This window comes from Collinsella aerofaciens (assembly GCF_039758815.1).
GTDB classification, from domain to species: domain Bacteria; phylum Actinomycetota; class Coriobacteriia; order Coriobacteriales; family Coriobacteriaceae; genus Collinsella; species Collinsella aerofaciens_BP.
Window position 1 is genome coordinate 22022 of record NZ_JBDMSK010000019.1, and the last position, 11698, is coordinate 33719.

Genomic DNA, 11698 nt, shown 5'->3' on the forward strand with positions numbered 1-11698 from the left:
CTTGTCTGATTCACGAGGCAAGGACCCCTTATTTTGGCCGTAAAAAATGGGACAGGTAGCAGCTGATTCAAAATTAAGGTCAATAAATAAAACGGCCCCGGTTGCATCTCCTGTAACCGGGGCCGTTCGATGTTTCACATGAAACGTTTTGGGGTGCGACTCCCCTATGCGTTCTTCTGAACTTTGAAGCGCTGCTTCAGCTGTCCGCAAGCGGCGTCAATATCGTTACCACGGGAGTTACGAATCGTGGTCTCGATGCCACGGGACTCAAGACGACGCTGAAGATCCTCAACCTTATGAATCGGGGACGGCTTGAGCGGGCTGCCCTCGATGTCGTTAAGCTGAATCAGGTTAACGTGGCACAACGTTCCCTCGCAGAAGTCGCAGAGCGCCTGCATCTCGGGATTCGTATCGTTGACGCCTTCGATCATGGCATACTCATAGGTCGGGCGGCGGCCAGTCTTCTCGGTGTAGAGTTGAAGCGCCTCGTGAAGGCGAAGTAGCGTGTACTTCTTAACACCGGGCATAAGCTTATTGCGTGTCGACTGGATGGCGGAATGCAGGGAAACGGCAAGCGTGAACTGCTCGGGGATGTCGGCAAATTTGCGAATACCGGGAATAACGCCGCTGGTAGAGACGGTGAGGTGACGAGCACCGATACCGATGCCATCGGGGTCGTTGAGGATTCGCAACGCCTTGAGAACCTCGTCGTAGTTGGCAAACGGCTCGCCCTGGCCCATGAAGACAACGCTCGTGACGCGCTCGCCAAAGTCGTTGGATACATGAAGTACCTGGTCGACGATCTCTTGAGCGGTCAGAGAGCGCTTGAGGCCGTTGAGACCGGTAGCGCAAAAGGCGCAGCCCATGCCACAGCCAGCCTGGGTGGAAACGCAGACGGAAAGCTTGTTACGACGGGGCATACCGACAGTCTCGACGGAAACGCCGTCGTGGTACTCGAGCAGATACTTGCGAGAGCCATCTTTGGAAACCTGCTTGGTTAGTTCAGTCGGCGTGTCAAAGGCAAAAGCCTCTTTAAGCTGCTCGCGGAAAGCCTTGGGAAGGTTGGTCATATCGTCAAACGAACAAACGTTCTTCTCAAAGACCCATTCGATGAGCTGCTTCGCGCGGAAGGCTGGCTGGCCAAGTTCGGCCACGAGCTCGCGAATATCGTTTTGGCTCAAGTCGCGAATGTCCTGAGATTTAGTCCTGGGATTCATGGAAGCCTTTCGATTTTGGGGAAACGTAGAGGGTATCGCTACAATATGGTATCAGCTGCAGAAATTATAGAGGAGGAGTCTGCCCATGCCGGGTAAAAGCCTAGAGAACATGCACGTAGCGGTCTTGGCGGGCGGTCATTCCGCCGAGCGCGAGATCTCGCTCAATTCGGGAAAGAACGTTGTGGTGGCACTGAAGGAAGCCGGCTACACCTCGGTGGAGCTGCTCGACACGGCCGCTGATGATTTTATGGTAACCATGGCGACCGGCGGCTTTGACGTGGCGTTTATCGCCATGCACGGTGCCGGCGGCGAGGATGGCGCCATGCAGGGTGCCATGGAGACCCTGGGTATCCCCTACACGGCCTCGGGCGTGCTTGCCAGCGCCTGCGGTGCCGACAAGGAGGTCTCTAAGCTCTTATACGCCAAGGCGGGCATCCCCATTGCCCCCGGCCTTGCGCTCGAGGTGGGCGATGAAGTCGATATCGATCATATCGTCGAGGTCTGTGGCGAGCGCTGCTTTGTGAAGCCGGCCGTCAACGGTTCCAGCTATGGCATTTCCCTGGTCCATGAGCCCTCCGAGCTGCCCGCGGCAATTGCCAAGGCGTTTGAGTACGGCGACAAAGTGCTGGTCGAGAAGTGCATCGAGGGTACCGAGATCACCGTCGGCGTGTACGGCGAGGACGACGTGCGCGCCCTGCCGATTGTCGAGATTCGCAAGCCCGAGGACTGTGAGTTCTACGATCTGGACGTGAAGTATGTCGACCCTACGGACATCCATCGTATTCCGGCGCAGATTTCACCCGAGAATTACGCTCGCGCTCAGGAGCTTGCCTGTGCTGCTCACAAGGCCCTCGGTTGCCTGGGCATCTCGCGCAGCGATTTTATCGTGAGCGAGGACGGCCCCGTCATCCTCGAGACCAACACCATTCCCGGCATGACCGATACGTCGCTGTATCCGGATGAGATTCGCCACACAGACGACATGACGTTCCCGCAGGTCTGTGACAGCCTGATCCGTATGGGCCTTCGTCGAGCGGGCATTGCATGCTAATCGAGGACGCGGTTTCGTCAGGAACGCCGCAGTTTGTCATCGACTCCTATGCCACGCTTGCCGAACGCGCCAAAACGCAGTCCTTCGGCCTTATCGAGGAAGATGTGATTGTCCTCGATACCGAGACCACAGGTCTTTCGGTGCAGGACAACGAGCTGATCGAGATCTCGGCGGCCCGTCTTTCGGGCCGCGAGATCGTCGACCGCTTCGATACCTTCGTGCATCCCAAGCAGCTAATTCCCGCCGAGATTACCGAGCTCACGAGCATTACAAATGCCGATGTGGCAGATGCCCCGTCGGCCGCTGAGGCCGTCGCCGCTCTCGCCGATTTTGTCGGTGGTTGCCCGGTGATCGCACATAACGCCACGTTCGATCGCTCGTTTATCGAGTCGGTCAAAGGCGGCGTCAACGTGAGCGATATCTGGATCGATTCGCTGGCGCTGTCGCGCATCGCGCTTCCGCGCCTGGCCTCGCACAAGCTGTCTTTTATGGCCGATCTGTTTGGCTGTGACTCGGTATCACACCGTGCCAATGCCGACGTCGACGCCCTGTGTGGCGTATGGCGTGTGTTGCTCGTGGCGCTCACCGACTTGCCCCAGGGCCTCATGGCGCGCCTAGCCGACATGCATCCGGATGTGCCTTGGTCCTATCGTCCTATCTTCTCATTCTTGGCGGGGCAGAACCCCGGTTCCATCTTCTCTCTCAGCGCCGCCCGCGCCGACGTACTCAAGGCCGATCGGGCCGATGATCGCGTTGATGCGGACGAGCTACCGGTCCTTAAGATGCCGAGCCGCGAGGAAATCGAGGCGGACTATGCCCCGGGCGGTCTGGTTAATCGCATGTACCCCACGTACGAGCCGCGCGATGAGCAGATCGCAATGGCGCTCGAGGTCCGTGACGCACTCGTTACGGGAACGCATCGCGTGATTGAGGCGGGCACAGGCGTCGGCAAATCGATGGCTTACCTGGTGCCTTTTGCCGAGGCCGCACGCCGCAACAACATCACGGTTGGTATCGCGACTAAATCGAATAATCTTGCGGACCAGCTCATGTATCATGAGCTGCCCAAACTTGCCGAGCAGCTGGACGGAGGCCTATCGTTTTGCGCCCTCAAGGGCTATGACCACTATCCATGCTTGCGCAAACTTGAGCGCATGAGCCGCGGCCAAGTCGAAATTACGACCAAGCGTGATCCTGCCGACACGCTTACGGCAGTCGCGGTCATCATGGCGTACGTGTGTCAGTCGGCTGATGGCGACCTCGACTCGCTCGGTATTCGCTGGCGCAGCGTCAACCGTCCCGACTTTACGACGGCGTCGCGCGAGTGCGCCCGCCGTCTATGCCCGTTTTTCCCCGATAAATGCCTGGTCCACGGCGCCCGCCGTCGCGCGGCGCATGCCGATGTGGTGGTCACCAACCATTCCCTGCTGTTCCGCAACGTTGCGGCCGAGGGCAGAATCTTGCCTCCGATTCGTCACTGGGTGATCGATGAGGCCCACTCCATCGAGCGCGAGGCACGCCGTCAATGGGCGCGCGTGGTGTCGGCGGATGAATCGCGCGTTCTGTTTGAGCGCCTGGGTGGCTCGAGCACCGGTGCGCTGAGCCAGGTTTCCCGCGATTTGGCAACCTCGGAGGGCTCTACGCTCTACCTGGGTCTTACCGCCAAGGCGACGTCGACGGTTGCGCGCGCGAGCATGGCGATTGCCGATGTGTTCGACGGCATTCGCGAGCTCGGCCGCCGTGCGCGCGGGGGCTATGACAATGCGAACCTATGGATTGGCCCCGAGCTGCGCGAATCTGACGACTGGCATGATTTCTTACAATCGGCCTACACTGCCATCGACGCATTGGAGCAAGCGGACAAGAGCGTCGACGCGCTGGTACAAGCCGTCGCCGCCGACAAGCCCGAGGTTGTTGTCGACCTGGGTGATATCTCGCGCCGCCTGCATGAGCTGGTCGAGAACCTCAAGCTCATCATTGACGGTACCGACGAACACTACGTGTACTCGTTGCAAGTCAATCGCAGGCTGCGTGCCGGGGGCGAGTCGATGACTGCGGAGCGCATCGATATTGGCGAGGCCTTGGCAACCGAGTGGCTGCCCGAGGTCCACACGGCTATCTTCGCATCGGCGACCATGACGGTTTCCAAGAGCTTTGAGCACTTTAACCACGCCGTCGGCCTCGATCGCATCGGCGCCTCGACATCATCGTCGCTGCACTTGGATTCGAGCTACGACTTCGATTCGAATATGGCTGTAGTCGTTGCGGGCGATATCCCCGATCCGCGCGATCGTGAGAGCTATCTTTCGGCGCTCGAGCGTGTGCTGGTCGACGCTCATCTTGCCATGGGCGGCTCGGTGCTCACACTGTTCACCAACAGGCGTGACATGGAGGAGCTGTACGCTCGCGTCGAGCCCAAGATGGCTCGTGCGGGTCTGGAACTCAACTGCCAGCAGCGCAACTCGTCTCCTCGCCGTCTGCGCGATCGCTTCATCAACGAACCGACCTCGTCGCTCTTTGCGCTTAAGGCCTTTTGGGAAGGGTTTGACGCCAGCGGCGAGACGCTGCGCTGCGTCATCATCCCCAAGCTGCCGTTCTCGAGTCCTACAGACCCGCTCTCATGCGAGCGCAATCTGCGCGAAGACCGCGCTTGGGCGCGCTATTCGCTGCCCGAGGCCGTGCTCGAGGTCAAGCAGGCAGCCGGTCGCCTCATTCGCTCATCGACCGATTGTGGCGTACTTATCTTGGCCGACCCGCGCCTGGTGACGAAGGGCTACGGCAAGAAATTCTTAACGTCGCTGCCTACGAGTTCCTATCAGCGCATCGAGTCGGCACAAATCGGGCACTATCTACAGCTGTGGCGCGCCCGCCACGAGCGGCGCCACTAAAGCGGACAGACGAGGGATTTTGCCATATCGCGCAGACGCTCTGACAGGGCGGGGTCATCCAAGATGCGGATGGCCCCGCCCGCTGCGATTACCTGGCTAAACAGCCAGCACTCGGAGCCGTAGCGCACGTTCACTGTTGAGCTGTCTGCCCCATTGGGTTCAATCGACATAATGCCGGGCCAGTCTAGGCGCTCTGCCAAGGCGCGCGGCATGAGAAGCTTCGCGCTCCGCTCCGCCTGGGCGAGGGAGTCGTGGAGGGTCGCGGGCTCCGGTGCGTGGCGCACGACGGAGTCGTCGGTCAAGACCAGGCTCTCGATTTTATCCATACGATAGGTACGCTGTTCGTCGACCGCGACATCCCAGGCAATCAGATACGTTTGGTCGCCGTTTGTTGTGATGCGCGAGGGGTCGACCAAACGCTCGCGCGCTTGTGTGTCATCCATCGAGCGATACGAGATGCGGCAGCGAACGCCGTCCCGAATGGCGCAGCTCAGCTGCTGCCAGTGCGATCCGTGGGCGACGGTGTCAAAGACGCGTTGGTTGTAGCCGAGCTCTTTGGGAAGAAGGGCGCGCCGTATTCGAGCCGCCGCTTGGGGTTCGATCCCCAATGATTCAAGTTCATGGTTGAGCACGGCGCCCTCGGCGGCACTCAGGCGCAGCGGTAGCACGCGCCCTGCGTCACCGGTGAGGACCACGCACTCGCCGCGGCGTTCGCAGATAATACGTGCTCCCGATTCTCGGTCCGCAAGCGTCGAGACGATCTCGAGAATCTCGTCGAGCGATGCCCCCGTGATATCAAAGCGGCTGCAAAGCTCGTCTCGTGTCATGCCATTCTCGCCGGCGGCGTAGAGGGCCTCCATGATGTCGATGGCGCGCGAGAGTCTTTGCTCGCTGGTGAGTTTACGCACGGGCATGCTCGTGCACCGTCCTTTCGATGAGGTTATTCCACGCCTGCCTGAGAGAATCGGGGGCGACGGGCCTCATGCCATCCATGGCATGGGCCATGCAAAATGAGGCTGCGGCTTCAAGGTCGCGCACGTTAACGGTCCAGGTCCACTCTGCTTCGGTGCGCGTGAGTTCGCCTCGTCCGCGTGTGAGACCGCTGACCATATCGGCCTGCGCCTCACGCGCGAACGAGAACGTAGCCGCAACGGGTGGACGGTCGGCAAAATCGAACTCAAAGAATAAGTAATCGTTGAGGTTGAAATCCGCAGGAATGGTGTAGGCTTTCGAAGGTCTCCAGGCGCGAATGATGCGGTCACAGCGGAATGTTCTGATATTGTCGGTGGCATTGTCGAGGCCGCAGAAGTATGCCGTACCCTCGCGCTCGAACATGCCGTAGACGCAAACGGTCCGCTCGCGTTGTTCGCCGCGCCCGTTTTGGTACAAAAAGCGCAGCGCACAGCGCTCGGCAAAGGCGCTCCATACCGCATCGACGGCGGGAGAGCGGCGGATCGGTGCCTCTCCTGTCGTCGACATGCCGGTGAGGTAGGCAATCTTGGAGCGAATGTCGGCAAGCGGCGCGGCAAAGGCGGATGAGCCTGCCGCGAGTGTCTGGTCGATGGCATTGAGCAGGATGTCGGCATCGTCTGCGGTGATGAGACCGCCCGCGGCAAACGTATGCTCGCGGTCGATCGTCCACGCGCTCTCCTCGGTTTCCTGTGCTCCGGCAGCACGAACCTCCCTGATAACGATGCCGCGTTCGAGCAGCTTGTCGCGATCGCGGCGGAACTTGCGTTTGTCCGAGTCGATATTGCCCGAGCCGTATCCCAAATCGGAATCCAGGACGATCTGCTCGGTCGTCAACGGTTCGGGAGAACTGTTGAGTACAAAGAAAAGGTTGAGGATGCGCTGAGCCGTTTTATCGAAACCGGGCTCGGGTGCCCCCTTTTTAATTGTCGCGGTCGCGTCGCTTGCCGTCATAGAATCCTCGCATGAGAAGGTCGTTTGATGCCATGATTTTAGTCCGATATGGAGATTAGGCTATATCCTTGTCCGCTCGCGGCGTTAAGATGGCCCGAATTCGGTCGTTTGCGCTCGCTCGGGGTATACTTTCGACTATATACGGTTCTAATGTGCATGCATTGGGCCTATTTGTCGGATTATGGATGTGGAGCGCACATGGCGAACACCCAGAACTATATTAACCACCTGCTGCAGAACACCGGCATTACGCCGGCGTGCAGTGAAGAAGAGCGCCTGGCTGCCGAGGATATCGCTCAGATTTTCCGCAACCACGGCTTTGACCCCGAGGTGCAGGAATTTAATGCTCCCGCGCCCAGCAGGTTGGCGTTTGCTGTTACCGGTATTCTGGCGTTTGCCGGCGCCCTGCTGATGGGCATCGACGGCGGTATCGGCTTGGTCGGCACCTTGCTGGCCATTGTCGGCGCCGTGCTCTACGTGCTCGAGCGCACGGGGCATCCCGTGGTTTCGCGCCTGGGAAAGACCGGTGTGAGCCAAAATGTCATCGCCTATCACAAGGCCTCGGGCCCGCTTGCGTCTCCGCGCAACCGCCCGGTCGTCGTGGTGGCCCACTATGATTCCCCCCGTGCCGAGCTCCTTGCTCGCGAGCCCTACGCTCCGTATCGCGCGCTCATCGCTAAGCTCCTGCCTGTCGCCACGATCGCGCCCGCGGCTGTCGCCATCCTGCGTATCCTGCCGCTCCCCGGCGTGCTCAAGGTGCTGCTGTGGGTTGTCGCGATTTTGGCCTCCCTTGTGGCACTGGCCAATGCCGCCAATATCATCTCCAACCGTTTTGTGCTTCCCTACACGTCTGGCGCGGTGTGCAACAAGTCCTCTGTTGCCGCCATGCTCGGTGTCATGGACAACGTTGCCCCCTATCAGGGCGAAAACGAGTTCCCCGACGACATTCCGTTCGATACCTATTTTGGCGAGCAGAAGCGTCGCGCCGAGGAAATGGCGCGCGCGGCGGCCGAGTATGCCGCGGCCCAGCAGCAAAACGACTACGGCAACACCATTGAATATGAGGAACCTTCCTACGACGAGGACGAGTTTGGCCAGCCGGTGGCGTCTGTCGACGCACCCGAGCAGGACGAGGCTTTTGATGGACAGATCGATGGTTTTGAGGGTGCCTCTGCCGACGAGACGCTGATCGGCGTTATCGCGCCCGAGGCTCAAGACCAGACCGCCCAGGCCGAAGTGCCCACCGAGGAAACGTCCGCCGACGAGCCGGCGGAGGAGCCCGCGGTGGTCGAAGCCGCTGAGCCCAAGCCCAAGCTCTATCGCAATGCCGCCGGCAATATCCGCTTTGGTTCGGATGCCATCCGTGCGCTCGGCATGCTTTCCGAGTCCTGCGCGCTCGATTACGAAGAGGGCGAGGAGCCGACGTTTGAGCCGGAGCCTGCTCCCGTTGCACAGGAGCCTGCGCCCGCGGCCAATACGGCTGTTGCTCCCGCCGAGCCGGTCGCTGCCCCTGTTGCTGCCGCGGAGTCTGACGCAAAGCCCGCGCTCGATTCTGCAGCCGGTCTGGATATTCTGGCGCCTGCCGCTCCGGCACAGGTTGAAGCCGAGACCGCCGACGAAGACTATGACGAGTACCCGCAGCGCGTGTCCTATGAGAGTGACACCGATTTCTCGGCCGAGCTTCCCTCGACAACGCCCCATGCCGATATCGCTTCCGCGTTCTCCTCGATTGGTGCCAGCGCTTCTAGCTTCTTTAAGGGCGCCCTTGCGAAGGGCAAGAAGTTCGTCGACGACTTTGAGGAAAAGCGCGCCGCTGCCCGCGAGGCCGCCGAGCGGGAGGCCATCGCCCAGCAGCAGGCCGCCGAGGCCGAGCGTGAGCGTGCGGCACAGGAGTTCGAGCAGAGTGAGGCCGGGCAGCCGAAGCCTGTCGATGTCGCCGACGCCACGACGTCCTTCGAGGCTCCGCAGCCGACATCCGCAGACGTTGCCGAGGCTACGACGTCCTTTGAGGCGCAGCAGCCGGTCGATGGCACCATGTCATTCGATGCCACGATGACGTTTGAGAAGCAGGGCACCGCAATTGCCGAGCCCCTTCCCATCTCCGATGATGCCCAGGATGCCGCCGATGATTCGGTTGTCGACGAGGCCGATTCCGTTGAGGCCAGCGCACCCGAGCAGGCCGAGGCTCCTGCTATGGAGCAGGAGTCCCCTGCGATCGACGAGGCTCCCAAGACGGATGAGTCCAGGCCTTATTCTACGCAGATCTTTACCATGCCCGCGCCGAGCGACCCCGGTGCCACGGTGGCCAATGTCGCTCCCACGCAGGACGAGACAGTTGACTCCCTCATGGCGCAGATTTCGTCTCAGGTGCCTCCGCGCCAGCAAATGAATATCCCCGATCCGGCTTCCGCGCCTGCGCCCTCTTCGTCGCCGCTGGCCTCGGTCCCCGATCCGTCGCTGCCTTCGATGCAACAGGCCAACGTCGCATCCCGCACGTCGCTGTTCGATCTTCCCGATCCTTCGGCACAGACAAATGATCCCTTTGCGACGGCGCAGGGCCCCGAGCCCACGTCGGCACCGGTCGCGGCCCCCATGCCCATCTCCTCGGGCGCACAGCCGCTCGAGACCATCTCGGCTCCTGCTTCGACGGGCGCCAAGCCGCAGAAGCGTGGCCTGGGTGGCTTGTTCGGTCGCAAAAAGAAGAACGAGCAGGACAGCATGAGCGACTGGCTGGGCGTCGAGGACGATTACGATGCCAAGAAGTCTGGCCGCGGCATTGGCTCGTGGGATAACTTCGAGGATGACGACGACGGTTGGAAGGGCGGCGCCACCTCTTCCGATGGTGCTTCTGCCGAGGATATGCTCTCGGCCGTTGCCTCCATGGGTGACGATGAGCTGCTCGGCCACGATATCTGGTTCGTCGCAACGGGCGCGTCCGATTGCGACGGCGCCGGCATGAGGGCGTTTTTGGCCTCGCATCGTGACAAGCTCCGCGGTGTGTTCTTCATCAACCTCGAGTCTATCGGTGCCGGCAGGCTTTCGGTGGTAACGGTCGAGGGCGAGCAGCAGCTGTTTAAGGGCGATCGCCGCATCATGAACCTTGTCAGCAAGGTGTGTAAGTCGTTCCACGTCGATTGCGGCGCGTTCGAGATGCCCTATGCAAAAACCGATGCATCCGCAGCGCTCGAGGCGAGCCGTCGCGCCCTTACGATCGCCGGTGTGGACGGCCCGCGCCTTGCCTGCGCTCGCACCGAGGATGACCTGCCGTACAACGTCAATCCGACCAATATCGCTACGGTGTCCGAGGTCGTGACCGAGGTCATTCGTCGTTCGTAGACAGACCCGCTAAGGAGTCAGCGTGTTTTCGTACATCAAGCGCCATTGGCCCATCTATCTGATTTTGACCCTGATCGCTATCGCATTGGGTTTTGGGGCCGCGTATGTCGTTGGCGTTAAGGGCTCGACGCCCGAGACGACAATGAACGAAGAGGTGGAGCAAGAGCAAAGTTTGGGTGCCGACGGTATTTCCGAGTCTGATCAGGCAGCCATCGATGGCGGTTCGTCATCTGCTGAATAGCCGATTCATCGTTTATGCCCAAGGCGGGCGAGCCGGGAGACTGGCTCGCCCGCTTTTTTATCGTGCTAACGCTTCTTTGCGGCTGACCTAAGGCGTGCGAACCATATGGCTGCAGCGCCCGAGGTCAGAAGCGCGGTGATGCATGCGGCGACGGGAACAGATCCCGTTGCCGGCAGGTTCTGAGGCAGGGCGCATCGTTGGATGACGCGGTCCTCATCATGCGCCTCGAGTTTATCGCCACCGCCGTTGCGGCAAAGATCGACGCGCGCGCTGTTGGCAAGTGCGGTTTGGGGCGTATAGGACGACGTTGCCTGCATGTGCACGACTACGCCTCGGGCATCCGAGTTAAGGGCCGCCTTGGCATCGTCGAGATCGTCGTGTTCGTCTTTAAGGTCATCCCGGGTCCAAGAGCCCGCCTCGCTTCTGGTTGTAAAGTCGGCGGCTACCGCACCGTATTCAAAACGGATGCCCGTGATGACGGAGTCGTCCGTAAGATCAATCTCTTTCGTATCGAGCGTGACGGACTTGTCCGTCGGGATATCTGCTTTCCATAGGTGCCACCCGTCGTAATCGACGAGACGCACATCGTCGCCCAGCAGCTTTGTAACCTCTTCCGTTTCGAGCCAAGGATTGCGATGCCCGTCGTCAAGCGTTGCATTGACCTGCTTGCCCGTATCGCTTGTTCCTGCCGGAGACGTTCGATACCACACGTTGCACAGCCCGTTTAGATCACCGACCGCAATAGGGGTTTCAACGGCAACAAGTTTCGCTGCGCCATCTTTGGCACACTCAAGGTCGTCGGTGATGGTCAGCTCGTCGACCCAGGTGCTCGACTCATTTTTGGCGTCGATGGTATAGGAGAAGGCCCCTTGCGTATTGGCCCGTGCTTTGGCTCGGTTTTTTCCGTCGCCGTTGGCAACAAGTTTGCTTATGACTGGCTGTGTAATCTCTTGGCGCTTATCGACGCCCCATTACAGTCTGAAATAGGCCATCGATAAATTTCGATGGCGAGCATTCGGCGCATTGCCTACGATACGGGCAA

General features: G+C 60.3%; 8 protein-coding genes. 4 read left to right on the forward strand and 4 right to left on the reverse strand.

What is annotated here, in order from left to right; genetic code table 11:
* Positions 1 to 164: 164 nt before the first annotated feature.
* Positions 165 to 1217 carry a dual-specificity RNA methyltransferase RlmN gene (gene rlmN, locus ABHT90_RS08095; RefSeq protein WP_346982170.1) on the reverse strand — a complete coding sequence of 351 codons (1053 nt, stop codon included), beginning with the start codon at positions 1215 to 1217 and terminating at the stop codon, positions 165 to 167.
* A gap of 85 nt (positions 1218 to 1302) precedes the next feature.
* On the opposite strand from rlmN, the gene ABHT90_RS08100 reads away from it, so the two are divergent.
* Together ABHT90_RS08100 and ABHT90_RS08105 are read left to right on the forward strand one after the other, a co-directional pair.
* Positions 1303 to 2268: a D-alanine--D-alanine ligase family protein gene (locus ABHT90_RS08100; RefSeq protein WP_035136496.1), complete on the forward strand. Its 966-nt coding sequence runs from the start codon at positions 1303 to 1305 to the stop codon at positions 2266 to 2268.
* A complete protein-coding gene (locus ABHT90_RS08105) occupies positions 2262 to 5156 on the forward strand; it encodes a helicase C-terminal domain-containing protein (protein ID WP_346982171.1) in 2895 nt (964 codons plus the stop codon). Before ABHT90_RS08100 ends, ABHT90_RS08105 begins: the two co-directional genes overlap by 7 nt.
* On the opposite strand, the gene ABHT90_RS08110 is transcribed toward ABHT90_RS08105, so the two are convergent.
* Complete coding sequence (locus ABHT90_RS08110) at positions 5153 to 6070, reverse strand: helix-turn-helix transcriptional regulator (RefSeq protein WP_346982172.1); 918 nt, start codon at positions 6068 to 6070, stop codon at positions 5153 to 5155. The two genes, ABHT90_RS08105 and ABHT90_RS08110, sit on opposite strands and share 4 nt — an antisense overlap.
* A complete protein-coding gene (locus ABHT90_RS08115; RefSeq protein WP_346982173.1) occupies positions 6057 to 7079 on the reverse strand; it encodes a helix-turn-helix transcriptional regulator in 1023 nt (340 codons plus the stop codon). The genes ABHT90_RS08110 and ABHT90_RS08115 overlap by 14 nt, the downstream gene beginning before the upstream one ends.
* Before the next feature lie 198 nt (positions 7080 to 7277).
* Between ABHT90_RS08115 and ABHT90_RS08120 the strand changes: the two genes are divergently transcribed.
* Positions 7278 to 10415, forward strand: coding sequence for a hypothetical protein (locus ABHT90_RS08120; protein WP_346982174.1), 3138 nt, complete (start codon positions 7278 to 7280; stop codon positions 10413 to 10415).
* Positions 10416 to 10437: 22 nt separating this feature from the next.
* Positions 10438 to 10656, forward strand: a complete 219-nt coding sequence (locus ABHT90_RS08125; RefSeq protein WP_117803434.1) for a hypothetical protein — start codon at positions 10438 to 10440, stop codon at positions 10654 to 10656.
* Positions 10657 to 10721: 65 nt separating this feature from the next.
* Here ABHT90_RS08125 and ABHT90_RS08130 read toward each other — a convergent pair whose 3' ends face one another.
* The gene (locus tag ABHT90_RS08130) at positions 10722 to 11366 is read right to left on the reverse strand and encodes a hypothetical protein (protein WP_346982175.1); all 645 of its coding nucleotides are present in this window, start codon (positions 11364 to 11366) and stop codon (positions 10722 to 10724) included.
* Between the last annotated feature and the right edge of the window lie 332 nt (positions 11367 to 11698).

Coding starts and splice junctions, on each gene's coding strand:
- rlmN (WP_346982170.1), bottom strand. CDS start 1,217: ATGAATCCCAGGACTAAATCTCAGGACATTCGCGACTTGAGCCAAAAC.
- ABHT90_RS08100 (WP_035136496.1), top strand. CDS start 1,303: ATGCCGGGTAAAAGCCTAGAGAACATGCACGTAGCGGTCTTGGCGGGC.
- ABHT90_RS08105 (WP_346982171.1), top strand. CDS start 2,262: ATGCTAATCGAGGACGCGGTTTCGTCAGGAACGCCGCAGTTTGTCATC.
- ABHT90_RS08110 (WP_346982172.1), bottom strand. CDS start 6,070: ATGCCCGTGCGTAAACTCACCAGCGAGCAAAGACTCTCGCGCGCCATC.
- ABHT90_RS08115 (WP_346982173.1), bottom strand. CDS start 7,079: ATGACGGCAAGCGACGCGACCGCGACAATTAAAAAGGGGGCACCCGAG.
- ABHT90_RS08120 (WP_346982174.1), top strand. CDS start 7,278: ATGGCGAACACCCAGAACTATATTAACCACCTGCTGCAGAACACCGGC.